The sequence below is a fragment of the Methylobacillus gramineus genome, from assembly GCF_020532675.1.
GTDB classification, from domain to species: Bacteria; Pseudomonadota; Gammaproteobacteria; order Burkholderiales; family Methylophilaceae; genus Methylobacillus; species Methylobacillus gramineus.
The window spans coordinates 26,353-52,143 of the sequence record NZ_JAJAVE010000002.1; the positions used below are offsets into that span (position 1 = coordinate 26,353).

24 protein-coding genes and 1 tRNA gene are annotated in these 25,791 nt (G+C 51.2%); 16 read left to right on the forward strand and 9 right to left on the reverse strand.

Features of this window, described 5'->3' with window-relative positions:
- Positions 1–37: 37 nt before the first annotated feature.
- Together LG201_RS09580 and LG201_RS09585 are read right to left on the reverse strand one after the other, a co-directional pair.
- Positions 38–883, reverse strand: coding sequence for an SPFH domain-containing protein (locus tag LG201_RS09580; protein ID WP_226771980.1), 846 nt, complete (start codon positions 881–883; stop codon positions 38–40).
- 20 nt (positions 884–903) lie between these two features.
- Positions 904–1,350 carry an NfeD family protein gene (locus LG201_RS09585; RefSeq protein WP_226771981.1) on the reverse strand — a complete coding sequence of 149 codons (447 nt, stop codon included), beginning with the start codon at positions 1,348–1,350 and terminating at the stop codon, positions 904–906.
- A 184-nt stretch (positions 1,351–1,534) separates the two neighbouring features.
- Here LG201_RS09585 and LG201_RS09590 point away from each other — a divergent pair, with 184 nt between their 5' ends.
- The 5 genes from LG201_RS09590 (at position 1,535) to LG201_RS09610 (ending at position 7,623) form a co-directional block, all read left to right on the forward strand.
- Positions 1,535–2,188, forward strand: coding sequence for an FxDxF family PEP-CTERM protein (locus LG201_RS09590; protein WP_226771982.1), 654 nt, complete (start codon positions 1,535–1,537; stop codon positions 2,186–2,188).
- A gap of 168 nt (positions 2,189–2,356) precedes the next feature.
- On the forward strand, positions 2,357–3,010 hold the full coding sequence (locus LG201_RS09595) for an FxDxF family PEP-CTERM protein (RefSeq protein WP_226771983.1): 654 nt from the start codon (positions 2,357–2,359) through the stop codon (positions 3,008–3,010).
- A 128-nt stretch (positions 3,011–3,138) separates the two neighbouring features.
- Positions 3,139–3,705 (forward strand): LemA family protein, encoded by a 567-nt coding sequence (locus LG201_RS09600; protein WP_226771984.1) that lies wholly within the window; start codon positions 3,139–3,141, stop codon positions 3,703–3,705.
- A 19-nt stretch (positions 3,706–3,724) separates the two neighbouring features.
- Entirely contained in the window at positions 3,725–4,624 is a 900-nt protein-coding gene (locus LG201_RS09605; protein ID WP_226771985.1) for a hypothetical protein, read from the forward strand.
- Between the two features lie 74 nt (positions 4,625–4,698).
- The gene (locus tag LG201_RS09610) at positions 4,699–7,623 is read left to right on the forward strand and encodes a valine--tRNA ligase (protein ID WP_226771986.1); all 2,925 of its coding nucleotides are present in this window, start codon (positions 4,699–4,701) and stop codon (positions 7,621–7,623) included.
- A gap of 120 nt (positions 7,624–7,743) precedes the next feature.
- Here the strand turns inward: LG201_RS09610 and LG201_RS09615 are convergent, their stop codons facing one another.
- The 4 genes from LG201_RS09615 to LG201_RS09630 form a co-directional block, all read right to left on the reverse strand.
- Complete coding sequence (locus LG201_RS09615) at positions 7,744–7,989, reverse strand: sulfurtransferase TusA family protein (protein WP_226771987.1); 246 nt, start codon at positions 7,987–7,989, stop codon at positions 7,744–7,746.
- A 2-nt stretch (positions 7,990–7,991) separates the two neighbouring features.
- Positions 7,992–8,357 (reverse strand): rhodanese-like domain-containing protein, encoded by a 366-nt coding sequence (locus tag LG201_RS09620; protein WP_226771988.1) that lies wholly within the window; start codon positions 8,355–8,357, stop codon positions 7,992–7,994.
- Between the two features lie 115 nt (positions 8,358–8,472).
- Positions 8,473–8,994: a YgjP-like metallopeptidase domain-containing protein gene (locus tag LG201_RS09625; protein ID WP_226771989.1), complete on the reverse strand. Its 522-nt coding sequence runs from the start codon at positions 8,992–8,994 to the stop codon at positions 8,473–8,475.
- A gap of 168 nt (positions 8,995–9,162) precedes the next feature.
- Positions 9,163–10,827 (reverse strand): alpha/beta hydrolase, encoded by a 1,665-nt coding sequence (locus LG201_RS09630; RefSeq protein ID WP_226771990.1) that lies wholly within the window; start codon positions 10,825–10,827, stop codon positions 9,163–9,165.
- 185 nt (positions 10,828–11,012) lie between these two features.
- Here LG201_RS09630 and LG201_RS09635 point away from each other — a divergent pair, with 185 nt between their 5' ends.
- From LG201_RS09635 to LG201_RS09655, 5 genes are all read left to right on the forward strand, one after another.
- Complete coding sequence (locus LG201_RS09635; RefSeq protein WP_226771991.1) at positions 11,013–13,205, forward strand: TonB-dependent receptor; 2,193 nt, start codon at positions 11,013–11,015, stop codon at positions 13,203–13,205.
- An 88-nt stretch (positions 13,206–13,293) separates the two neighbouring features.
- A complete protein-coding gene (locus LG201_RS09640) occupies positions 13,294–14,451 on the forward strand; it encodes a PepSY-associated TM helix domain-containing protein (protein WP_226771992.1) in 1,158 nt (385 codons plus the stop codon).
- Complete coding sequence (locus LG201_RS09645) at positions 14,448–14,621, forward strand: hypothetical protein (RefSeq protein WP_226771993.1); 174 nt, start codon at positions 14,448–14,450, stop codon at positions 14,619–14,621. Before LG201_RS09640 ends, LG201_RS09645 begins: the two co-directional genes overlap by 4 nt.
- A gap of 64 nt (positions 14,622–14,685) precedes the next feature.
- Complete coding sequence (locus tag LG201_RS09650) at positions 14,686–15,414, forward strand: MFS transporter (protein WP_226771994.1); 729 nt, start codon at positions 14,686–14,688, stop codon at positions 15,412–15,414.
- Positions 15,365–15,865: an MFS transporter gene (locus LG201_RS09655; protein ID WP_226771995.1), complete on the forward strand. Its 501-nt coding sequence runs from the start codon at positions 15,365–15,367 to the stop codon at positions 15,863–15,865. The genes LG201_RS09650 and LG201_RS09655 overlap by 50 nt, the downstream gene beginning before the upstream one ends.
- A 257-nt stretch (positions 15,866–16,122) precedes the next feature.
- Here the strand turns inward: LG201_RS09655 and LG201_RS09660 are convergent.
- Positions 16,123–16,198: transfer RNA gene (locus LG201_RS09660), tRNA-Phe, on the reverse strand.
- Between the two features lie 168 nt (positions 16,199–16,366).
- Between LG201_RS09660 and cobT the strand changes: the two genes are divergently transcribed.
- Genes cobT through LG201_RS09685 form a run of 5 tightly spaced genes read left to right on the forward strand, consistent with a single transcriptional unit; the run spans position 16,367 to position 22,205 of the window.
- Positions 16,367–17,425: a nicotinate-nucleotide--dimethylbenzimidazole phosphoribosyltransferase gene (gene cobT / locus LG201_RS09665; protein ID WP_226771996.1), complete on the forward strand. Its 1,059-nt coding sequence runs from the start codon at positions 16,367–16,369 to the stop codon at positions 17,423–17,425.
- Entirely contained in the window at positions 17,422–18,165 is a 744-nt protein-coding gene (locus tag LG201_RS09670) for an adenosylcobinamide-GDP ribazoletransferase (protein WP_226771997.1), read from the forward strand. The genes cobT and LG201_RS09670 overlap by 4 nt, the downstream gene beginning before the upstream one ends.
- A 6-nt stretch (positions 18,166–18,171) precedes the next feature.
- Positions 18,172–18,747 (forward strand): alpha-ribazole phosphatase, encoded by a 576-nt coding sequence (cobC, locus tag LG201_RS09675; protein ID WP_226771998.1) that lies wholly within the window; start codon positions 18,172–18,174, stop codon positions 18,745–18,747.
- A 39-nt stretch (positions 18,748–18,786) separates the two neighbouring features.
- The gene (locus LG201_RS09680; RefSeq protein ID WP_226771999.1) at positions 18,787–20,241 is read left to right on the forward strand and encodes a tetratricopeptide repeat protein; all 1,455 of its coding nucleotides are present in this window, start codon (positions 18,787–18,789) and stop codon (positions 20,239–20,241) included.
- Between the two features lie 20 nt (positions 20,242–20,261).
- On the forward strand, positions 20,262–22,205 hold the full coding sequence (locus LG201_RS09685; RefSeq protein ID WP_226772000.1) for a tetratricopeptide repeat protein: 1,944 nt from the start codon (positions 20,262–20,264) through the stop codon (positions 22,203–22,205).
- Between the two features lie 30 nt (positions 22,206–22,235).
- Here the strand turns inward: LG201_RS09685 and cobD are convergent, their stop codons facing one another.
- Positions 22,236–23,225: a threonine-phosphate decarboxylase CobD gene (cobD, locus tag LG201_RS09690; RefSeq protein WP_226772001.1), complete on the reverse strand. Its 990-nt coding sequence runs from the start codon at positions 23,223–23,225 to the stop codon at positions 22,236–22,238.
- Positions 23,218–24,171, reverse strand: a complete 954-nt coding sequence (gene cbiB, locus LG201_RS09695) for an adenosylcobinamide-phosphate synthase CbiB (RefSeq protein WP_226772002.1) — start codon at positions 24,169–24,171, stop codon at positions 23,218–23,220. Before cbiB ends, cobD begins: the two co-directional genes overlap by 8 nt.
- A gap of 14 nt (positions 24,172–24,185) precedes the next feature.
- On the opposite strand from cbiB, the gene LG201_RS09700 reads away from it, so the two are divergent.
- Positions 24,186–25,640, forward strand: a complete 1,455-nt coding sequence (locus LG201_RS09700; RefSeq protein WP_226772168.1) for a cobyric acid synthase — start codon at positions 24,186–24,188, stop codon at positions 25,638–25,640.
- Positions 25,641–25,791 lie beyond the last annotated feature (151 nt).

The following is a 25,791-nucleotide window of genomic DNA, read 5'->3' on the forward strand; positions in this document are numbered from 1 at the left end:
AGGGAGCCTAGGCTCCCTTTAGCATTTTCTGGCGTCGTTACTTACTGCTACCTACCAATGCTTTGACCGCACTGACAATATCGCCAGGCATCACGACTATCTTGCTATTGCTGGAGCTGGACATTTTCTGCAAGGCCTGAATATAACGGTCGCCCAGCAGGAAGGTGGCGGAGGTATCGTTTTGCTTTACTGCCTCCGCAATCATACGGATGGATTCAGCGGAGGCTTCTGCCGCCACCTTTTGCGCTTCTGCATCTTTTCTTGCTGCTTCCAGTCGGGCCTCGGCATTGAGGATCAGCGACTGTTTATCGCCCTCGGCTCTGGTGACCACGGCTACCCGTTCACGTTCGGCAGAAGCTTGTTGTTCCATGGCATGCTGCATATTGGCTGATGGTTTAATGTCCTGGATTTCCACTGATTTGACGGTTAATCCCCAGTCGGACGCTTCATCGGCAATTGCAGTTTTCAGCTCTGACTTGATGCGTTCGCGCGAGGTCAGCGCTTCGTTCAGGTCCATGCCACCTATGATGGAGCGCAGGTTGGTCTGTACCATGTTGCGCATGGCCTCACGGAAATCCTCAATGCCGTAGACAGCTCGCTCAATGTTGGTGACTTTGATAAATGCCAGTGCATTGGCAAGGATGACGGCGTTATCCTTGGTAATGACATCCTGCTCAGGCACATCAAGGATGATGTCCTTGGTGGTGACCTTATAAGTCACTTTGCTGAAGATCGGGTTGATGATGTGCAGGCCAGGGGTAATGACGGCATTGAATTTCCCCAGTCTTTCCACCACCCACTCCTCACCTTGCGGCACGATACGTATGCCTTTCCAGGCCAGCACAGCGGCGGCGGCAATTAATACAAAAGCAAATTCAAACATGGTGTCTCCTCGTTGTAGATTCAGGTTTTGCTTGTGACGCGCAGTCGATTGCCTTCCACCGCCACCACGATGGCATCAGCGCCTGCTTCGATTTCTTCATTGGCAATAGCAACCCAATCCCGGCTGCCCAATACGCCCTGCGCAAATTCTATGCGGCCATTCTGCTTACTGCTGACCGCCTGGGTGATGGTGCCGATGCGACCGATCTCATCACCGCGTGATTGGCCGATGTTGGAGTCAGTGGTTTCTTTTTTGTAAAACTGCCTCCAGAGGATAAGCGAGCCTAATGCCAGCACAGTGAATATCAACAGCTGCCATGCAATATCAATCGCCGGAAAAATATAAGCCAGCAGGCTCAAACAGAGTGCGGCAATACCAAACCAGAGGATATATAGAGTTCCAGAAAGCATTTCCAACGCAATCAAGATTAATCCAAGAATACCCCAAGCCCAGATTGGTTCCAGCATATGACGACCTCATTTAAAGAGATGCTTATCCTAACAGAAACTTTAGCTGCAAATCAGTGTCGGGTAAGTGGGGGGAATTTTTAAGCACGAAGCGTGTGGCATACATGACAGCATGCTGCCATCAGCAGGTATGAAAATGCCTATTGAGTAGCTTAAGTCATATTCATTAATTCAAGGAGGTCGTGTGAAAATTCCAGCATTAGGTTTTGCTTTGGCGTTAACGTTTGCTTCGGCAGCTAACGCCGCTAATATCAGTACTCTTGATCAGTGGGATGGGACAATAGATTCAAGCGTGTCGCCATTCGGTACACCTGATACTGCTACCTATGGTCAAACCATTTCCATTGGGGATGTAGCACAGGTGCTGCAATCGTTTACTTTCAATCTGACGGCATTGGATGCGGCGTTTACCGTTGAAGTGGGTACCTGGACGGGATCCAGGGTGGGGGAGATTGTTTACCAGTCTGATCCATTCAGTTTTTCAGCGCAGAGCGAGTTTACCGCGATCACTGCAAGTCCTGACATCACGTTGAATGCCAATAGTCAGTATGTCTTGTATTTCACGACATCCGGCATACAGAACAATCAGGAAAGTACCAATGCTTGGGGGCTGACCGCTGATAGCGCGTATACAGGCGGCACATTTGTCTACCTCAACAATGGAAATGACCGTAGTCGGTTGACAGGGTCTCCATGGGTCACGACGCTAGGTGGGGACCTTGCTTTCAGCGCAAATCTGGCCGCCGTACCTGAACCTGCCACATATGGCATGTTACTGGCTGGACTTGGTTTGATAGGCATTGCAGCGAGACGTAGAAAAGTGGTTTACGCAGCTTAAATCTGTAGTTTTGAGAAAGGGCCGGGTAACCGGCCCTTTTTTATTATTCACGCATTGAAAATAGCCCTCTGCCTAGTCTTAACGGACTATTGTGGAGTGTGTGGTAAAGAGCGTAAAACATATAAAAATTAATAATTTATAGATACTTTTAGCATGGTGGAGGAGTAAATGAAAGCTTCTGTCTTAAGTGTTACGTTGATGATGGCATTTGCCACGATTGCCCAGGCAAATACTGACACCACAATCAGTACTGTGGAGGCGTGGAATTGGTCCTCAGGTGTACAACCATTTGGAGAAGGCAATACAGCCACCTATGGACAAACGATTACTACAGGTGAACAAGGTTTGTATCTGGATTCATTTACGTTTTACCTGTCTCCTTTAAACATTCCATTCACTGCCGAGGTGGGGACATGGAATGGGGATCGCATTGGCGAGATTGTCTATCAATCGGCTTCCATCCTGTTGAGCGCAACCGGGAGTTTCAACCCGGTGACAGTCAATCCGGGGATTAATCTGGTGCCTGATGCGCAATATGTGCTGTATTTCACTACCTCAGGTATTCAATCGGGTACCACCGAGACTAACCGCTGGGGGTATCTGGATGACGGTGCATCATATGCCGGCGGGGAGTTTGTATTTATCAATAATGGTAATGACCGTAGTCAATTAACTCAGGATGCCTGGACGACTAACTGGAATGGCGATTTGGTATTTTCTGTGAATGTGGTTGCCGTACCGGAGCCATCAACCTATGGTTTGTTATTGATCGGTCTTGGTTTAGTGGGGTACACAAGCAGACGCAAGCAGTTGTTTGGCTAAAAAATTTCTCTTGATGTATCAAAGGCCAGGCAACTGGCCTTTTTATTTGGTCATCATCAATTGGTTCTTTTCGTTGCCTCATCTCATACTCGCAGATTACACTTGCAAGCAAAAAGGGGAGGGGTGATATGCCGATTTTTGTACTGGTGGTATTGGTGATTGTCGTGGTTTATTTCATCATGGTTTATAACGGTCTGGTGTTGCTCAAGAACAATGTAGAAAAAGCCTGGGCCAATATTGATGTGTTGCTCAAGCAGCGGCATGATGAATTGCCCAAGCTGGTGGATACCTGCAGGCAATACATGCAGCATGAGCAAGATACCTTGCAGAAGGTAATCCAGGCACGGTCACGTGTTTCTGAGGCACGTGAGCTGCATGATGTGGCCGCGTTAGGTGCAGCAGAAGGTGCATTGCGTGCGGGACTGGGAAGCTTGTTTGCCGTGGCAGAGTCTTACCCTGAGTTGAAGGCGAATGAGCAGTTCCTGCATTTACAGGCGCGTATCAGCGGGCTGGAAAATGCCATTGCGGATCGCCGCGAGTTCTATAACGACAGTGTCAATATCCATAATGTTCGCATTGCCCAGTTCCCGGATCTGGTAGTTGCCCGTACGCTGGGTTTCAGCCGCCAGGCTTTGCTGCGATTTGCCAAGAGCGAATTGCAGGATGTGGATATTGCCAAGCGTTTCAATCAGTAATTCATTGCTTTAATTCCTCGTGATATTCCAGGGCTGGCGCCGTCATTACGTCGATCTACTGACTTCGGTCAGTCATCTGGCGTTGCTGCTGGTTGCACTACAGTTCAGGCGGCCAGATGTGTGGCAATGGTGCTTGGGTTTGGTAGCCTTGATCAGCGGCTTTGCCTGGGCCTCCAATTATCGGCGTGTACGTGCTATTGCCGACCTTCCGACCTCACGCATTAGCTCGGCAGCACAAGGCTATGTTGAGCTGTATGGCCGGGCGGTGCCAGATCCTGAGCATTTGATCGTCAGCCCGTTTTCAGCGCGGCGCTGTGTCTGGTATCGCTATCAGGTTTATCGCAAGCGTGGGAACAAAGACTGGCATCTGGAGCATCAAGGCGTGAGTGGTGAAACGTTTGTGATCTCTGATGGTAGCGGGCAATGTTTTGTTGATCCTGATCATGCAGAAGTGATAGGCCCGGAGCGCAGGGTAAGCTATGAGGCAGATTACAAGCGGGTGGAGGAGATTCTATTTGCCGGGGCCATTTATGTGCTGGGTGAATTGACCACAGTGGGCGGAGCCAATACCCCACTCAATAAAAGCGAGGATGTATCGGCCTTGCTTGGCGAGTGGAAGCAGGACAAAGCGAGTTTATTGCAGCGCTTTGATCTGGATGGCAATGGCGAGATCGATCTCAAGGAATGGGAGCTGGCACGTCGTGCCGCGATCCGCGAAGTGGAGAAGCAGCACTGTGAGCTGAGAACAGCCGCTGGTGTCCATATCATCAGGGCACCTGCCGATGGACGCATGTTCTTGCTCTCCAGCCGTTCTCCTCATCGTCTGCGTCAGCAGTATCTGTGCTGGGGCTGGGTGCATGCGCTGATATTGGCTGGAGCCATGGCCGCCATTTTCTGGGTGAGCCAGCATCCCTGGTAACAGGATCATCAATCCGCAGTTTTTGCAGGGGCAGGCGTTATGGCGGCGGGTCGCTATGCTAAAATCCCACCCCTATGAGCACAGATAACTCCCAAGCCAATACCCTGGATAAATCCTTTGAACCCAAGAACATAGAAAGCCGCTGGTACCAATTCTGGGAAGAGCATGGCTACTATGCTGCTGGTCTGGATTCCACTAAACAAGATAATTTCTGCATCCTGCTGCCACCACCGAATGTGACCGGCACCCTGCATATGGGGCATGGTTTCAACCAGACCATCATGGATGCATTGACCCGTTACCATCGCATGCGCGGCGACAACACCTTGTGGCAGCCTGGTACTGACCACGCGGGCATTGCCACCCAGATCGTGGTGGAACGCCAGCTGGATGCACAAGGCGTGAGTCGTCATGACCTGGGCCGCGAGAAATTCCTGGAAAAAGTCTGGGAATGGAAAGAGTATTCCGGCGGCACCATCACCAAACAAATGCGCCGTCTGGGCACCTCGCCCGACTGGAGTCGCGAGCGTTTCACCATGGATGAAGGCTTGTCCAGGACAGTGACCGAGACCTTTGTCCGCCTTTATAACGAAGGCCTGATTTATCGCGGCAAGCGTTTGGTGAACTGGGATGTGAAGCTGGGTACCGCTGTCTCAGACCTCGAAGTGGTGCAGGAAGAGGAAGATGGATCCCTCTGGCATATCAACTATCCCCTGGCTGATGGTTCAGGCCATCTCACCGTAGCGACTACCCGTCCTGAAACCATGCTGGGTGATGTGGCTGTGATGGTACACCCTGAAGACGAGCGTTATGCACACCTGGTGGGCAAGACCGTCAAGCTGCCGCTGTGCGACCGTGAAATCCCGATTATTGCTGATGATTATGTAGATCGCGAGTTCGGCACGGGTGTGGTCAAGGTGACGCCTGCGCATGATTTCAACGATTATGCGGTGGGCCAGCGGCATAAACTAAAGCCACTATCTATATTGACGTTAGATGGAAAAATAAAAAGCTCTGAATTTGATGATTTTTCTTGGGGCCATAAAGCTAGTAAAGATGGTTCAATATTAGCGGATACTGATTTGACTTCAGAGCCGACAGTAAATTTCATTCCTCTGAAGTATCAGGGATTAGAACGTTTTGATGCCCGCAAGCAGATAGTCGCTGATCTTGAAGCACAGGGTTACCTGGCTAAGGTTGATAAGCACAAGCTCAAGGTGCCGCGTGGCGACCGGACCAATGTCGTGATTGAGCCGATGTTGACCGACCAGTGGTTTGTCGCCATGAGCAAGCCCGCAGCCGATGGCAAGAGCATCACGCAAAAGGCGCTGGAGGTAGTGGCTTCTGGCGAGATCAAGTTTGTGCCGGAAAACTGGGTGAATACTTACAACCAGTGGCTCAACAATATCCAGGACTGGTGTATTTCCCGCCAGCTATGGTGGGGTCACCAGATTCCTGCCTGGTATAGCGATGAGGGCAAGGTTTATGTCGCGCATAATGAATCCGAGGCGATACAGCTTGCAGCCAACGATGGATATCGCGGCAATTTGAAGCGCGATGACGATGTGCTGGACACCTGGTATTCCTCAGCGCTGTGGCCTTTTTCCACATTGGATTGGACCGGTGACGAGGAAAAGGATCAGGCTAACCAGGCCTTGCAACAATACCTGCCTTCCTCGGTACTGGTGACGGGTTTTGACATCATCTTCTTCTGGGTGGCACGCATGGTAATGATGACCAAGCACATCACCGGCAAGATCCCGTTTAAACATGTTTACGTCCATGGCCTGATCCGCGATGCGGAAGGCCAGAAGATGTCCAAGTCCAAGGGCAATGTGCTGGATCCGATCGACCTGATTGATGGTATCGGGCTGGATGAGCTGGTGAAGAAACGCACCACTGGTTTGATGAACCCCAGGGATGCGGAAAAGATTGAGAAACGCACCCGCAAGGAGTTCCCAGAGGGCATTCCTGCGTTTGGTACTGATGCATTGCGCTTCACTTTTGCCTCGCTGGCCTCTCCAGGACGCGATATCAAGTTTGATTTGCAGCGCTGCGAAGGTTATCGCAATTTCTGCAACAAGCTGTGGAATGCCACGCGCTTTGTGCTGATGAACACCGAGGGCCAGGATAACGGGCTGGAAGATTGCAAGACCAAGCCAGAAGGCTATCTCAAGTTCTCGCAGGCAGACCGCTGGATAGTGAGCCTGTTGCAGCATACCGAGGCGGAAATTGAACGCAGCTTTGCTGAATATCGCTTCGATAATGTGGCACAGTCCATCTACAAGTTTGTCTGGGATGAGTATTGCGATTGGTACCTGGAGCTGGCGAAAGTACAGTTGCAGACCGGTGACGAGGCTGAGCAGCGCGCCACGCGCCGCACCTTGTTACGCGTGCTGGAAACCATATTGCGCCTGGCGCATCCATTGATGCCATTCATTACCGAGGAAATCTGGCAGACCGTTGGTCCGCTGTCTGGGCGCACAGGCCCCAGTATCATGCTGGAAACCTACCCCCAGACCCAGCCTGCCAAGGTGGATGCCAGTGCTGAAGCCTGGGTTGCCCTGCTCAAGCAGGCAGTGGATGCCTGCCGCAGTTTGCGTGGAGAAATGGGCGTGTCACCTGCCACACGTGTGCCGCTGATTGCGGCTGGTGATGCAGAAAAGCTGGCAGCTTATGCGCCGCATCTCAAGGCCTTGGCCAAGTTGGCAGAGGTAGAGATTGTGGCAGAACTACCAGAAGCGGATGCCCCCGTGGCACTGGCGGGTGATTTCAAGCTCATGCTCAAGATCGAGATCGATGTTGCGGCCGAGAAAGAGCGCCTGAGCAAGGAGATCAACCGTATCGAGACGGAGGTTGGCAAAGCCCAAAGCAAGCTGGGTAATGAAAGTTTTGTTGCACGTGCGCCTGCTGCAGTTGTAGCGCAAGAGCAGGAGCGCCTGACCGTTTTCCTGTCTACACTGGAGAAACTACAGCAGCAATTGGCTAAGCTCAAGTAAGAGGCTGATCTACCAGAGTAAATAAAAAGCCTCCATTCGGAGGCTTTTTATTTGGTGTTGATTCTGTATGGTGCAGAGCGCTCAGCAAAGACTGAGATGCTTAGGTGATAGGCCTTGTTCTTAAGCTGTACGTTTCCTGATATGGAAAATGAATTCCTTCTGCGGTGCGTCAGCATTTTCTGCCATGTCCAGTATCTCGTGGCCGGTTTGTTTGCAGAATGCCTGAAAGTCTTTGACAGAGCCTGGGTCTGTGGTCACAACTTTTAATACATTGCCCGCATCCACTTCCGCCAGAGCTTTTTTGCAGCGCAAAATAGGCAACGGGCATTTGAGTCCACGTGCATCGAGTTCGGTCTGGAATTCCATGATCATTCAGTCTTGGTCGTAAAGGTATAGCCTGCATTACCCCATGCCAGGATGCCACCTCGCAGGTTATATACCTTGTCACGCCCCTGGCCCGCCAGGAAGACGGCAGCCTGGGCAGAACGGATGCCGCTATGACAGTAGAACACAAGTGCGGTGTCAGGATGTTCGGACAGCAAGCCTGCCATGCCAGGGATCACTGACATGGGGAGGTGCATTGCCCCTTCGATAATGCCGCGCGCGACTTCGTCGTCGTTACGTACATCCACCAGGATAATTGTTTGTGATGACAAAAGCGTATGCAGCTCGTTCGCATCGATATCAATATGGCTAGCCATAATAATGTAAACCACAGATTGCAAGCCCGCCATGATATCACAGCCCTATTGGCTATCTGTTCGCAGGTGAGCATAAGAAATGCACGCTACATTTGGATAGGTAACAGGCCGCACAATGTTGATTGATAGGGCGAGAACCTGCTTGCATTTACTCAGGCAGAGGCTCGATCGGGGCAGGCTGTCCGTGTTCGCGCCAGGTCAGCCATACGCGCATATCAAACTCCAGCTGGTGATAGTCTGGTTCCATGTGACGGCATAATTGGTAGAACGCCTTGTTGTGATCCTTCTCCTTCAGGTGGGCAAGCTCGTGCACTACGATCATACGTAAAAAACCTTCGGGAGCATCACGAAAAAGGGTAGCGATGCGGATTTCATTTTTATTCTTCAGCTTGTTGCCCTGTACGCGCGCCACGAAAGTGTTGGTGCCGAGCGTTCCCTTGACGGGGTGCTGTCGATTGTCGAATTGTACTTTAGCCACAGCCGATGCATTTTTCAGATGTCGCTGCTTTATGTCTAATACATATTGATATAGCGCCTTGTCCGTCTGTATATCATGGCGGGCCGGATACTTGCGTTCCAGCCAGACACCAAGCTGCCCTTTTTCCAGCAGTGTGCAGATTTGGACAATAAGGGTGGCAGGGTATCCGTTGAGGTAGGGAAGCTTGGTCATTGTGGTATGGAAGTGTGGGCACATCCATCACATCAGGATGTCTGGCATGTACGAGAGAATGGTAGTGTTTTTGACGGGTGATTGCCAGAGGTTTTCCAGAACCTCTATACAGTCTCATGGCTGTTGTTAGTCGGATAAGCGTATTCACTTCTGCTCACAGTTCTATTTCTAATGAAGTACTGGTGCATCCTTCTGGTGAAGCAGCAAGCTGCTCTTCAATACGTTGATACGCTGAGTTACATCATGTTTTTCAGATTCACTCAATGACTCCCACCATGTTTTAATATGGTCGTTGCGGTAAGGCATTGCCAATTCTTTATGATGTTTATATTCATCGGCAGGAAACGAGTTTTTACTGTTCCGTAAATGCTTATCGAAGAATCCAAGAATAAAATCATTTTCCATATTGATTGCTTTGGTTGCAGGGGTGGGGCCAATCAACATGTCGCTTAGAGGCGTGCGTAGGAAAAGACTGAAGTCTGAGAGGCCATTGTGGGTAACGCCTTTCAATTGAATGCGATGGATATCAGGATGATCTCCCGCGTGCTCAAAGCTCTCATAGGCGAAATCATTCAAACTCCGGCGGGTATATGACTTTTCAATCCCGAAGCTTTTGTAGAACAAATCAATATCTGAGTGCAACATCAGAAGAGGCTTCCCAAGGTCAGCATTAACAGGCAGGTAGTGGAAATCTCCCCCATCAATATTGACCACCGCTCCGCAGCGGCTATCCAGCATACAGACAGCCCCACTGACTGAACCACCAAAAGAAAGCCCCATTTCTCCGGTACGGGTTAAATTGCTTGCGGCCACAATACTATGTACTGAAGATGGGACGACACTGTGTTGAAGCTGGTCATGCACAAATAATCGATCCTGTACCCAGACAGGCGCACTCTCGACAACGAGTCTTTGTTTCTCTGACAACATTTCCATTGCCCCGTCGACATGGGCTATTAGTTGTTCTGAGATAGAGTGTGCAGTAAAGCTTTTCGACATTGTAGGCGGCAAGATACCAGCTCCAATAGACGATTTTCTGGCAGCAGCAATCAACTCCGGGTCTGTATCCGCAATCGTGTGATCAGCAAATACGGTGGGAAGAGCGTCATGAGTATGTTGAATGGAATAGATCACATAGCCATGACTTGCAAGATGCTCCATCAGCACTGTGTTCCAACCCAGCGAAGAAGCATAGCCATGGCTGAAAAATACCGTAGGCAATTGACTTGCTCCCTTAATCAGGGGCGCATCAGCGAAGGAGTTTGTCTGGGCATTGCGCATGTAGGTAAACAAAGGAGAGAAGCCAATAAATTCACCAATGCCGCGTATGGTGTATTGAGTCTCGTCTGCACTGAGATAGGGTTGTGGGGCTTGATGTTGAGGCCTGGTGGCTGGATACCACACCCTAATCAAGAGACGGCGAGGCTCAGCCTTATTTTGTGTAAATACCCCCAAACGGTTGTGATCCACCAATTCAAACGTTTTAACCCCAACAGCATGCGGTCCGCTAGGTTTCGGTAAATCTGGAATAGGGAATAACCAGAGTACAGCAATGCTTAATAACACAGTCAAGCTGATGCAGAATCCAGATATCTGCATTCGTATACGAGAATGGTTAAATCTTTGCCCCGCTAACAGGCCGCTCGCGACAACTACTCCTACGATTAGGCCACTCCAAGCTTGCCACCGGTCTTCAGCAATACTCCAGATGCATATCCCAATCACTGCCATAACACTCATCCACAGCCATTTATTGTTTTTCGGTACCGTGAAAAACCAACTGGATAGCATGATTAATAAGGCAATGGTCAGGATGAGGTCGGTAAGTAACATTAAATATTCCTGCAATTCACGAAGCTAGTCCCTGCTTGTTCTAATTGATTGTTATTTTTAAATAGTATTTGTAATAAAATGTTAAGTTATAATGAGAATTATTTCCAATAGCGATTTCTAAGGATAAAATACAACCCCTCTAAATTGCAACATTGGCAATTTAACTCATTGATTCCGGGGATATCATGTCATTAAAGGTCATTAAAGCTGCCGTATCAGGCCAGCTTATCATCACTTCTGCTATGTTTGGATTGTCTGCTCATGCGGCAGAGCCAACCACTGCTAACACTGCTTCTCAAGGAAATGCTCAGCAGGAAGAGGCTACCCTCCCCGAAGTCAGTGTTAAATCCAAGTCTGAAGCCGTTGAAGAAAGCTATGCAGGTGGCCAAGTGGCTAAACGTGCCAATCTTGGTCTGTTGGGGGTCAAGAGTGTCATGGATACGCCATTTAACCAGACAAGTTACACCGCCCAGACCATAGAAGATTTCCAGGCACGTAGTCTGTCAGATCTCCTGATCGCTGATCCTTCAGTACGCCTGTCTAGTGCGCGTAACAACATCAATGAGGATTTCGCGATCCGCGGCTTTAGTGTTGCTAGCCAGGATGTGGCCTTGAATGGCATGTATGGCTTGTCGCCTTATTATCGAGTACCACTGGAGTTTGTTGAGCGCGTGGAAGTGCTGAAGGGCCCAAGCGCGCTGCTTAATGGCATTCCCCCCAGTGGCAATATTGGTGGCAGCATCAATGTGGTGGCCAAGCGTGCAGGCAATGATCAATTGACCCGCGTCACTGCCAGTTACCTGTCTGACTCCATATTTGGTACCCATGTTGATATTGGCCGACGTTTTGGCCAGAACCAGGAATTTGGCGTACGCGTCAATGGCATGTACCGTCATGGCAATACCAGCCAGGATTTGCAAAAGGCCGAAGATCATCTGGGTTCCTTGGGTCTGGATTATAGGGGCGAACGCTTACGCGTTTCCGCAGACCTGATTTATCAACGCCAGGATACAGATCGCGTGAGTCGTCAATTCAGCCTGGGGCCAGCAGTGACCAAGCTGCCTGGTGCTCCCGACAATAAACTCAATTACCCTGGCACCGGTTATTCAGATATGAAGGATAGATCGCAGGTGATTCATGCTGAATATGACATCAGTGATCATCTGACGGTCTATGCCGGTTATGGCACCAGAACCAGTCGCATGAATGCCGTCGCTGGAAATCCTGAGATTAAGGATAATGCAGGAAACTTCAGTTCATCGGCAGTCTTTTGGCAGTTGTTCAATATAGACTCCCGCTCTCTGGAGGCGGGTTTACGCACCAGGTTTGAGACTGGACCTGTCAAACATGCAGCCTCTTTCAATGGCAGCAAAGTAAACCAAACCACCTCTATATTCATGACCCCAGTGATGGGTACTTTATTGTCTAATCTCTATGACCCGATATACACCAGCACAGCCAGCACTTCGGGGATTGAGACCAACATCACCAAGTATGAAGGCGTTGAACTGAGTAGTTATGCGCTGGCAGACACTTTGTCGTTTAATGAAGATAAGGTGCAGATCACATTAGGTGCTCGTCACCAAACTGTGAAATCACCAGAATATGTCTTTGGTACTGGTGCTAAAACCGGGGAGTACGACAAGAGCGCTGTCACACCTGTGCTGGGTGTGGTGGTCAAGCCATGGGAGCATGTGTCTCTGTATGCCAACTATATTGAGGGCTTAAGCCCTGCAAAGGCAGCGCCCGCTTTTCTCAATGTGGCAAATGCAGGCCAGGCATTTAGTCCCTTCAAAACCCAGCAGCGCGAAGCAGGGGTAAAGGTAGATTTCGGCAGGTTCACTACGACTGTTAGCTTGTTTGAGATTGAGCGCCCAACCGCGAGCATTAATAACAATGTGTATGGTTATAACGGTGAGCAACGTAATCGTGGCCTGGAGCTCAACCTGTTTGGTGAGGTTGTCGATCATGTGCGCTTACTGGGTGGTGCAGCGTATACACAAAGCAAGCTGAGCAAGACGAGCGGCGGTACTTTCGATGGTAACCGTGGGGTTGGTATTTCCAGGATACAAGCCAACCTTGGTGCAGAATGGGACACTTTGTTTGTACCAGGCTTGACCTTGAACGCGCGTGCTATCTACACTGGAAAACAATATAACGATCAGGCCAATAATATTGATATTCCGAGCTGGACCAGGTTTGATATAGGTGCACGGTATAAGACAGTTATTCAGGATAAGCCTGTTGTGTTCCGTGCCAATATCGAAAACGTGTTTGACCGGGATTACTGGAGTACTTCCAACAACCCGACCGAGCCAGGTTATCTTTACATTGGTGCTCCGCGCACTTTGCTAGTGTCTGCAACAATCGATTTCTAAATTTTAATAGTTATCTTCATACATGCCCCTATGGCTTGCCATAGGGGCATGTGCCATTTCAGTGACAGCACATATAGGGTTAAAAACTATGAATATCCGTCTCTGGTATCTGACTCATAAATGGACAAGTCTGATCTGTACGATCTTCCTGATCATGCTTTGTATTACGGGCCTGCCTTTGATTTTCCACGAGGAGATCGACCATCTTGCTGGAGAGGCTGAAGCGCCGGAGCTGACAGAGGATTTACCCGCTGCCAGTATGGATGTCATTGCTCAAGCCGCCTTGAAAAAACGTCCTGCAGATGTCATTCGCTACATGTTTTGGGATGCAGAAGAGCATCCTCATGTGACGCTGGTTTCGATGGCCCATTCGATAGATGCGCCACCTGACGAATTCAGTATTGTTTTGATCGACTCTCGCACGGCACAAGTACTTGACGAGCCTCCAGCTAACGAGGGCTTTATGTACATTATGCTTAAGCTACACACCGACATGTTTGCAGGATTGCCAGGCATGTTGTTCTTGGGTCTGATGGGTCTGTTGTTTGTGGTGGCTATTATTTCTGGCATCGTTTTGTACCATCCTTTTATGCGTAAACTGGACTTTGGCACTATCCGCAAGACCCGTAGCAAACGCCTAAAATGGTTGGATGTCCATAATTTACTGGGGGTGGTTACGATTGTATGGGTGCTTGTTGTCGGGATTACAGGTTCCATCAATACTCTTAGCCAGATCATTATCGGACTTTGGCAACAAGACCAGATGGCGGAAATGATCGCGCCTTATAAAGGGCTATCTGCGCCTGAAAACATTGGTTCAGTGCAGGCTGCTCTTGATACGGCTGAAGCGGCAGTGACCAATATGGATATTCGTTTTGTTGCGTTTCCGGGCACTATGTTTTCAAGTCCTCATCACTACACCGTTTTTCTCAGTGGAACAACACCAGTGACTTCACGCCTCCTGCAACCTGCGCTCGTCGATGCACAAACAGGAAAGCTGACAGAAACCAGAGAAATGCCGTGGTATGTCAAAACCTTACTATTGTCACAGCCCCTGCATTTTGGAGACTATGGTCAATTGCCCTTGAAGATTATCTGGACCTTGTTCGACCTGCTGACGCTGGTGGTGCTGGGGACTGGAGTATATTTATGGTGGGGTAGAAGAAAAACCGCCGACAAACGTATCAGTGATCTTGAGCAATTACACCGAGATTATGCAATCAATGTAAAGGGGCAAAACTCGTGAAATCCTTTATCCAGATTTGGGGCATGCCCATTGCCTTGGCGGTACTGACAGGATTTGGTCTACTCGCAGCATTATTGGCTACAGGTATATGGCATTGGCTTTCCTGGTTGAGCATGAGTATTCCCTTGATGATCGTGTGGCGAGCTTGGCGCAAGGCGTCGCCATCCTAAGAATGCCATGATTAGACCAATAACTCTCTCCACAATCCAAGCCGTGCCAGTTTGTATATTTTGAATGATGCCCAACACCAGTCAGCCACTTAATCTCAAGCCTTTGATGGCCGCCTATATGATCTGCACCATGACGATGATGGCTTTTGTATCAATCATAGGCCCGATTGCTCGATCGCTAAGCCTTGCGCCCTGGCAAGTGGGGACAGTTGTAACAGTGGGAGGTGTGCTATGGATGCTGTCTTCCCGGCCCTGGGGTGAGCTCAGTGATAGACGAGGTCGAAGAGTCGTGTTGTTATCAGGCTTGGTGGGCTTTGCCATTGCCTATTTTATGATGAGTGCCTTATTGGTTTATGCAATGTATTACTCATTGTCAGTCTGGCTTGTCTTTGCTGGTTTGTTGCTGACACGTGGCGCTGTGGGCGCATGCTATGCAGCCATCCCTTCCGCAGGGCAGGCGCTTGTGGCAGACCATGTCATCCCTGAAAAGCGGGCTGCAGCTATTGCCTCTTTGGGGGCAGCGAATGGGGTAGGTTTGGTTGTAGGCCCAGCAGTGGCGGCGATGCTGGCACAACATAGCCTGGAGCTACCGCTGTATGTGATTGCAGTACTTCCTGTCTTTGCTATTGGCATTATGTGGAAAATATTACCCGGCAAAGGACCGACGCCACCTCAACATTTGAATCCCTTGAAGTATCAGCGATACCAGATTACGCAAACCCATGGTCATCGCATTTGCTGCCATGTTTTGCGTCTCTATCGCGCAGATCACGGTAGGTTTCTTTGCGATTGACCAACTGAAATTAGAGCCGGCAGAGGCTCTTGCAGCAGCCGGACATGCTTTGACGTCGGTAGGGATAGGGTTGGTTTGTGCGCAACTTATCGTCCGGAAATTGAGCTGGTCTCCATTACGGATGATTTTTCTCGGCGCATTGGTCAGCAGTGTGGGTTTTGGGGCTGTAGCATTTGCCACAACGAGCTTGGTGCTGGACGTGTGCTTTTTTATAGCAGCTGCCGGGATGGGGTGGGTGTTTCCGGCATCAGCGGCATTGGCTTCAAATGCGGTGGAGTCCCATCAGCAAGGGGCAGCCGCTGGAGCAATTGGTGCAGCACAAGGATTAGGTGTAGTGATAGGGCCACTTGCACGAACATTGCTATACGAAGTCAACATCAGCATTCCCTACTTCCTTGCTGCAAGCTTGTTGCTTGGCGTTTGCTTATGGCTTCTAAAACCCCCGGCCTGAGTGACGGGGAAAGTCTTAATCTGTGAGCGGTGGCCTGTATTAAGAATGACTTTGATGATATTAAAGTCATTCCCAACTTCACGTCCTGATTCCTTGTTATTAGGAATCGCGTATAGCTAGAACCAGTGAATGGAACGTCTCGGCAATATTGGCAATGAGGTATTCTGCAATGCATCGGCGTGCAATGCTTCACAGGCAATATGCCGAAAAATGAAAAAGGGCCAGCTCATTTCTGAAGCTAACCCTTTGGTATTCTTTGGTGGCCAGGGGCGGAATCGAACCGTCGACACGCGGATTTTCAATCCGCTGCTCTACCAACTGAGCTACCTGGCCATACTACTTGCTTATTACGTTGGCTCTTGAAGCTCACGCAAGGCCAGCATTATAGCAAACTTGAGGAATTCGTCTAGATTTGATCGAAAATATTCGTTTTTTATTTCTATCATTCAAAAAACACCCCCGCTCGGGTATGCTCGCTGCTTGATTTGAAAAGAAGATTTCATGATGGCGACTAGTCCTGTCTTTAGCGTAGAACCACTGAATAAAAGCCTCCAGGCCGAGTTGAAGGCCAGTATTGATAACAAGACCAAGCCTTTGGGTGCTTTGGGCGTGCTTGAAACATTAGCATTACAGGTGGGCCTGATTCAAAACACGCTGACCCCCGCTTTGCAGCGCCCAGTTATGCTGGTGTTTGCCGGGGATCACGGTGTGGTAGAGGCGGGCGTCAGTCCTTATCCGCAAGTAGTGACGCAGCAGATGGTGCTGAATTTCCTGGCTGGAGGGGCTGGCATTAATGTCTTTGCCCGGCAACAGAATATGCGGATACGGGTGGTGGATGCCGGTGTTAATCATGAGTTCCCGGCACATCCTGACCTGATTCGGGCCAAGGTGGGCATGGGAACCAATAATTTCCTCGATACTCCAGCCATGACCACGGAGCAATGCGCGCAGGCGTTGTGCGGTGGACGTGCACTAGCTCATGCGGAGATCGCCTCTGGCAGCAATGTCATGGGCTTCGGTGAAATGGGGATTGGCAATACGACATCAGCCTCAGCGCTGGTAGCCGTATTATGCAAACTGCCGGTGGAAAGCTGTGTGGGGCGCGGTACAGGCCTGGATGATGCCGGTGTAGCAAAGAAGGCAGCCGTGATCAGTACAGCGATTGATCGCCATCAGGTGTCGGCTGACCAACCCTTGCAGGTATTAGCTACTTACGGTGGCTTTGAGATCGCCATGATGGTGGGGGCCATGCTGGGGGCTGCAGAACGTAAAGCCATTCTGTTGATTGATGGGTTTATTGCCACAGCGGCTTTGCTGGTGGCGAGCCGGATAGCACCTGAGGTGCTTGAGTATTGTGTCTTTGCTCATTGTTCAGATGAGTCTGGACATGATTTGTTATTGCAACAGCTCAATGCAAAACCGTTGTTGAATCTGGGCTTGCGCCTGGGAGAGGGCACCGGGGCGGCATTGGCTTATCCTTTATTGCAAGCGGCAGTGAATTTTCTCAATCAGATGGCTTCATTCAGTTCAGCCAATATCAGCCGTCAGGACAATGCATGAGGCAGCAATGGCGATTGCTGCTGCTAGCATTAGGGTTTTTTACCCGATTGCCTTTACCGGCCATTCCCGATTTCCAGGAAAGTGATTTGAAAGAGGCCGCGCGCTATTTGCCGCTGGTTGGCTGGTTGGTGGGGTTCGTAGCTGCGCTGGTGATTGGCTTGTTGAGTGATAGTGTGCCGCTAGAAGTCGCCATTATTCTCAGTATGGCCGTGACCGCATACATGACGGGTGGATTCCACGAGGATGGGTTGGCAGATAGTGCAGACGGCCTGGGTGGAGGTTGGAAAAAAGAGCAGGTGCTCACTATCATGAAGGATTCACGCCTTGGGAGTTATGGCGCGCTAGCCTTGATATTGGCACTATTGCTCAAGTTTGAAAGTCTGCTGCATATCCCCTTGCCGCTGTTGCCGCTGGTGCTCTTTGCCGGGCATGCCACCAGCCGCTTGGCTGCTGTATTGGTGATGGCCACACAGGAATATGTACGTGACGAAGGCAAGGCCAAGCCGATGGCCAGTAAACTTTCTAAAACCAGCCTGTTATTGGCAACGGTATTTGGCCTGCTTCCCATGCTGTTTCTACCACTGCAGATGTGGGCCGCCATGTTGCCGGTAGTCATTGTCTGGCTCTGGTTCAGCCGCATATTGAAAAAGCGCCTGGGTGGCTATACGGGGGATTGCCTTGGCGCCATGCAGCAATTGACTGAAATTGCCTTTTACCTGGGTGTACTAATCTGGAGTTGATACTAAGTGGACATTTACTTAATCAGGCACACCACGCCTGATGTAGTACCCGGCACGTGTTACGGACAAAGCGATGTGGATGTGACAGAGACGTTCCTCGCCGAGTTTGATGCTTTGCATCCCAAACTGAGGGGCGCGCACGCCCCAATTATTTATAGCAGTCCCTTGCAGCGTTGTCTCAAGCTAGCACAATCTGTGGCTGCGACCTTGAGTCCACAAGAGGAAGTGAAACAGGATGCCAGGCTCAAAGAGCTGAATTTCGGTGACTGGGAAATGCAGTCCTGGAACGATATTCCGCGTGGGCTGGTGGATGTTTGGGCAGAGGATCATGTGCAACAGGTACCGCCTAATGGCGAGTCTTTCCACCAGCTATCACTGCGGGTTGGGGAGTTTGTCCGTGAGCTGGATCATCCAGATCGGCCAGCACTGGTATTCACGCATGCCGGGGTCATACGTGCCATCACAGGATATGCACTGGATTTACCCCTTATACATACGTTTAAGCTGCAAATTGACTATGCTAGTGTGACGAAAATCGTGATAGAAGATAAGGTGACGCGCGTAGCATACGTCAATAGATAATCCAGATGCATACACATCTACTGTTACCAAGGGGGCAGCGTGTCAGTGAAGTCATTATTGGCTAGGGCGGATGCTTTGCTTGCGCAGGACAAGCATAGCGAAGCGCTTGAAACCTACAACCTGGTACTGGCACAGGATGATGCCAATTTCGATGCCCTGGTGGGATGTGGCCGTGCGCTTACCTCTTTGCGTCAGTATGATTTTTCTCTGGCACATTTCAATTTTGCACTCACCCTCAAGCCGGATGCTGCCATCGCTTATCACTACCGTGCCCTGGCCTATCATGGTGCCAAACGTTTTGATGAAGCCTTGCTGGATCACCAGAAAGCACTGGAGCTGAACCCCGGCGAAATTGCGACCTTTCTTAATCTTGCCAACACGCTGGCTGAGCTTGATCGTGCAGAGGAAGCGCTGGAGTTCTATAACGGTGTGATTGCCATGTGGCCCAAGTATGCGATTGCCTACAACAATCGCGGTAATCTGTTTCTCGATAACCGAATGATAGAAGAAGCGCTGGTTGACTATGCCCAGGCTGCCAAGCTGGACCCAGGCCAGAATAAATTTCGCTGGAATCAGGGGTTGATGCAGATACTCCTGGGGCAGTATCTGGAAGGGTGGAAGCTATATGAAGCCGGTTTCGAAACTGCTGGTTTTGCGCGAGGTGAGCGCAAACGTTGCCCACAACCGCAGTGGTTGGGGAAGTTTGATGTCAAGGGTAAACGCGTCTTGTTGTACGCGGAGCAGGGCTATGGCGACACCATGCAGTTCTGTCGGTATGCCCATCAGGTAGCAGCGCTTGGCGCGCAGGTCATCCTTGAGGTGCAGGCACCTCTGGTGGGGTTGCTCAAAAGCCTGGGTGAGCAGTTTATCGTCGTGGCACAAGGGAGCGGGTTTACTGAGTTTGACTATCACTGCCCCATCATGAGCTTGCCTATGGTGTTTGGCACCACCCTAGAGACAGTGCCTGCAGAGGTGCCATATCTGGTTGCCGATAAAAGTCGGCAGTCAGCATTCAATCTTGGTGTATCCAATCAGATGCGCATTGGCCTGGTCTGGAGTGGGTCTGCTAGCCACAAGAATGACCATAGACGTAGTATCCCGCTGGCTACACTCGCTGGTCTGCTCAAGTTGCCAGCCAGCTTTCATTGTCTGCAGAAGGAAATTCAGCCGCGAGATCAGGCTTTGCTGGCAGAGTTGCCCTCGATCGCCCTCCATACTGAACAGTTGAAGGATTTTAATGATACCGCTGCGCTGGTGGATGCCATGGACCTGGTGATTAGCGTGGATACTTCAGTCGCACATCTGGCCGGCGCATTGGGCAAGCCAGTATGGGTGTTGTTACCGTTTGTGCCAGACTATCGCTGGTTACTGGATAGAACAGACACCCCATGGTATCCCACTGGCAGATTATTCCGCCAGCCTACAGTCGGGGATTGGGATGCCGTGCTGACTGCGCTGGAACATGCATTGTTGCAACAGCTTACTTCCCCATAAACCCACATCAAGGTAGCAGCATGCAAAAGCGCTCTTCTGGCACACCCTCCAGCCTGATTTCCGGTTTGATGAATAAACAGGGGCTGTCCAATCAGCCCAGTGTTTCTGTGCAAAACCTGTTGCAACAGGCCATCAGTTTGCAACGAGACCAGCAGCTAGAGGAGGCGATCAAGCTGTATAGGCAGATCCTGCAACAGCAAGCAGGGCATTATCAGGTGTGGACGCTGTTATCTACGGCGTATCTTGCGCTCAATGATTATGCGCAAGCCCTGGAGTGTATAGGGCACACTCTGGAGCTCAATCCCGGGCAGTTTGATGCATACAATATTGCTGGGGATGCCTTGTTTCTGACTGGGCATTACGAAGAGGCGGCAAAAGCCTATAGCGAGTCTTTGGTGCGCAATCCATCCCAGGCCAGCACCTATGTGGATATGGGCAATGCAATGAGCCGGCTGGGTGACACCAATACAGCGGAGCAGTGTTACCGAAAAGCCCTGACAGTGGATGCCCATCATGTGGCAGCGCATAACAACCTGGGCCTCATTTTGCAGGAACGGAGCTTGTTCGAACAGGCTCTGGAATGTTTCAAGCGGGCTCTGGCGATGGATCCCGGCAATGCGGATGCCTTGCTGAATGCCGGTAGTGTATTAAAAGAGTTGCAGCAATACGATCAATCCTTGCAGTATTACGACCGCCTGTTGAGGTTGCTACCCGACCATGTCTCCGCCTATAACAATCGCGGCCTCGTGTTGCATGCAATGGGGCATTATGATGAAGCACTAGAGAATTATAGCCAAGCGATTGCGCTGGATCATCAACATGCCAATGCCTATCTGAATCGTGCCATTACATTGACGGTATGTGGTCGTTATGAGGAAGCGAGGCAGGATAATGACCAGGCCATTGCCCTCGCTTCCAACAAAACGCGGGCGTATAACAATCGTGGAAGCCTTCACCAGGAACTGGGCATGCTGGATGAAGCGCTCGAGGATTATCGCCAGGCGCAATTACAGGATGCCGACAATGCGATCGCGCAATGGAACGAAGCCATCATTCACCTGGTGCGTGGTAATTGGGCTAAAGGGTGGCCGTTGTTTGAGGCGCGTTGGGCTGCGTTACCGACTGCACAGGGATTGCGCAGGGTGTATGCTCAGCCACTCTGGCTGGGTGATGCCCCGCTGCAAGGCAAGCGCATATTGCTCTACCCAGAACAGGGCTTGGGAGATGTGATCCAGTTTGCCCGTTATGCCTCGCTGGTCAAAGCCTTGGGCGCACATGTCATCTTGGAGGTGCCTTCCTCCTTACTGAGCATCATGGCTAGCCTGGATCAGGATATCCAGCTGATCGCCAGTGGCGACACGGTTGCGTTTGATTACCAGTGCCCGCTCATGAGTTTGCCCTTGGCATTCAAGACCACCCAGGAAACCGTACCGGCTCAATCCGCTTATTTATTCTCAGATGAGGCGAGGCTGCCTGCATTCAACCTGACAGAGCCGCATGGCCGCCGCGTAGGGCTTGTGTGGTCTGGTGCCGCCAGCCATGCTCGAGACCATAAACGCAGTATTCCCCTGGAACAATTGGCTTCCTGGCTGAATTTGCCTCTGGATTTTCACAGCCTGCAGCAAGAAGTCCGGCCTCATGATGCGCGGAGCCTGGCCAATCTGCCACAGCTGACTACGCATCAGCCGGCATTGCAGGATTTTGCCGATACCGCTGCACTGATTTCAGCCATGGACCTTGTGATTTCGGTCGATACCTCAGTCGCACACATGGCAGCCGCCTTAGGTAAACCCGTATGGTTATTGGTGTCTTATATGCCAGATTATCGTTGGATGCTGGATCGTAGCGATAGCCCTTGGTATCCATCGGTCAGAATTTTCAGGCAGCCTACCCTGGGCGATTGGGACAGCGTCATTGCCCAGGTTAAGGCGGAACTTGAGGTTTGGGCTAGTCAGCAGCGCTAGGAGCTGGCGCGGTGCTTGTATCTAGTTAGGTTAGGTGAGAGATTGCTGAACTTGGCTTAAAGCTGTTTCCAGCCGGAGCCACGCGTGTTGCTCCGGCAAGCCCATCCGCAAAGCCGACTGCGCGTTGAAGAAGCGTGTCCATATCCCCAGTTTTGCCAGTTGCTGCTGTCTCTCAGCGGCATTGGTCATGGGTAACCATTGAAACAGTGCAGTTGATCCCGATGGGGACATGCCGTATTGCGTTAACAGCTTGCCCAATCTGGCACTATCTGTTTGCAGGCGATACCGTGTTTGCGTTTGCCAGGCGGTGTCGCTGAGGGCTATTTCTGCCACAAAGCGTGCCGGGCCACTGACTGGCCATGGCCCCAGCAATTCCTCGCAGGCTGTCAGCAAGGCAGGTGCAGCTAATATAAAGCCGACACGGGCACCCGCCAACCCAAAGAATTTACCCAGTGAGCGCAGGACGATCAGCCCAGGTTTCCCCACGGATGTCGCTAGACTGAATTGCGGCGTACTGTCCATGAAGGCTTCATCCACCAGTAGCCATCCACCACGATGCGCCAACTGCGCATGCCATTCCAGCAGTGTGTCCGGAAAGATGACTCTGCCGCTAGGGTTGTTGGGGTTGCACACCAGCAAGACATCGGTCTGATCCAGCGTGGATGCATCGGGTAAGGTGGCAATCTGCCTGACTTCATGCCCTTGTTGCTGCCAAGCCCAAGCATGCTCTGCATACATGGGGCCCAACACAGTCACGCGGCTATGTGCTCGCAGGCGTGGCAGGGATTGGATGGCAGCTTGTGAACCTGAGATGGTCAATAGGTGGGGAGTCCCATAATACGCGCTGGCAGCCTGTTCAAGCACCTGGTCAGTTTCCGGCAGGCGCTGCCAGCTCATCGCCGGAATCTCAGGTACGGGATACCCGTGAGGATTGATGCCAGTGGACAGGTCAAGCCAGTCTGTGCGTGCAATGCCAAAATGCTGCGCTGCTGCTGTGAGGTTGCCACCATGTTCAAGCATGCATGAATCCTGTCATGACAAAGGCCAACGCCAAGACCCCAACCCATAGCCAAATACTGCGTTGAACCAGTGCCACGGCTGCCTGGATATGCTGGGTGTTGGCGTCAGGCCCAATGCCAAGGGTGGGTCTGGATTTTATTTGACCATGATACGGTGCCACACCACCCAGTGTGACTTGCAATGCCCCTGCTCCCGCTGCCATCACTGGTCCTGCGTTGGGGCTATACCAGGTAGGTGCCTGTGTTTTCCAGCAGTGTAGTGCAGTACGGGTATGCCCGCAAAGCGCGTAGCTCAGGGCAGTCAGGCGTGCGGGGATGAGGTTGAGCATGTCATCCAGCCGGGCAGCGGCCCAGCCGAAATAGAGGAATCGAGGAGTGCGGTAGCCCCACATGGCATCCAGCGTGTTCGCCAGGCGAAACATGAGCGCACCCGTGCCACCCAGTAATACAAACCAGAAAATGGCGCCAAAGATGGCATCATTACCGTTTTCCAGGACGGATTCGACGGTGGCGGTGGCAATCTCGGTCTGGTTCAGGTCTTGGGTATCACGGCTTACTATCATGCTGACAGCATGGCGGGCTTGCGAAAGGTCGCCCGCATGCAGCGCATGGTAAATACGCATGGCATGCTCATTCAGGCTGCGAGCGCCGACGGCAAAGTAAAGCAGCAGGATATCGGCGATCCAGCCATACGGTAAATGCGTGATCCAATAAGCAATCGCGATGAGCGGCAATAGCAGTAACAACCAGCCTAATACTCCACTGAGCCTGGCGAGCCATGGTGGCTGATCTCTATTCATCCGTTTTTCCAGCCAGTGGGCCAGATTGCCAAATCCTGCCAGTGGGTGCCATTGCCGTGGCTCGCCCAGTAAACGGTCCAGCCATAATGCTGCAATCAGCAGGGCTGGGGTTACGAGGTAAGTAGTGGGATAATGGGTCAATGACATACGCCAAAACATTGATGGTTCAGGGTACCACCTCTGATGCGGGCAAGAGCACGCTGGTGGCTGCAATTTGTCGGGTATTGTACCGCAGGGGTGTCCAGGTGGTGCCATTCAAGCCGCAGAACATGGCGCTTAACTCAGCCGTGACCATCGATGGTGGCGAGATCGGGCGTGCTCAGGCGGTACAGGCACAGGCATGCGGGTTGGCGCCGCATACCGATATGAACCCGGTGCTGTTGAAGCCCAATAGCGACACTGGTTGCCAGGTCATTATTCACGGCAAGGTGGCTTGCAACCTGGAGGCCAATGCCTACCATGCCTACAAACCGACCGCGATGAAGGCCGTCCTGGCTTCATGGCAGCGCTTGCGTGAGCAATGCCAATGCGTGGTAGTGGAGGGGGCGGGTAGCCCGGCGGAAATCAACTTGCGTGAAAACGACATTGCCAATATGGGGTTTGCCGAGGCGGCAGATTGCCCGGTGATCCTGATTGCCGATATTCATCGTGGCGGCGTATTTGCCCATGTGGTCGGTACCCTGGCGCTACTTTCTGAATCCGAGAGAAAACGCGTCATCGGAGTTGTCATCAATCGTTTTCGTGGCGACATTGCCTTGCTGCAGCCCGGACTGGATTGGCTGGAGCAGGAAACCGGCAAACCCGTGCTCGGTGTGTTGCCCTATTTGCACAACCTGCACATTGAGGCCGAAGATGCCGTGGCCCGCGAAACACTGAAAAAACCTCAAACCTGGTTGCGTGTGATTGCGCCGGTATTACCTCACGTCAGTAACCATACGGACATGGATGCCTTGCGCCTGCATCCGCATGTGGATTTTCAATTCATTGAATTGAATGAGCCCCTACCTCCAGCTGATTTGATCATCCTGCCCGGCAGCAAGAATGTGCGGGGTGACTTGGCTGCGCTCAAGACACATGGCTGGCAGGAGAAAATTGCACGGCATTTGCGCTATGGCGGCAAGATGCTTGGAATCTGCGGCGGGTTTCAGATGCTCGGGCAGAAAGTGCATGATCCTCATGGCATGGAAGGGGATGAGGGTTCCAGTGAAGGATTTGGCTGGCTGGAGATGGAAACGACGTTGACCAAGGAAAAGCATCTGAAAGAGGTGGAGGGTAAACTCACCTTTGCCGATGCCATGGTGACAGGGTATGAGATCCATATGGGCGTGAGCAGTGGCCCCGCTTTAAACCATCCTTTACTACATATCGGTACACAGGCAGAAGGTGCTATATCAGAGGATAACCAGATAGCGGGTACTTACTTGCATGGATTGTTTGATCATGCAGAAGCGACCGAAGCTTGGCTTGTATGGGCAGGGTATCGCGATGTGGCTGCCGCTGAAACAGAAATGGCACGCTATGACTATGTTGCCTTGCGTGAAGCAAGCCTGGAGCGGCTGGCGGATGAGGTGGAGCGGCATCTGGATTGGAGCACACTTCAGCCTTATCTGCCTTAACTTAATAGAGGGTGTGAAGGCAACCGCGATAGTGAAGGCGTAATCATTCGGCTTATCACATCAAATTTTCTAAGTACGCTGATCCTGTCATCAATGGTTGTATCTGATTCAGCTATGGTAAAGACAAAAAAGCACTCTGATCAGAGTGCTT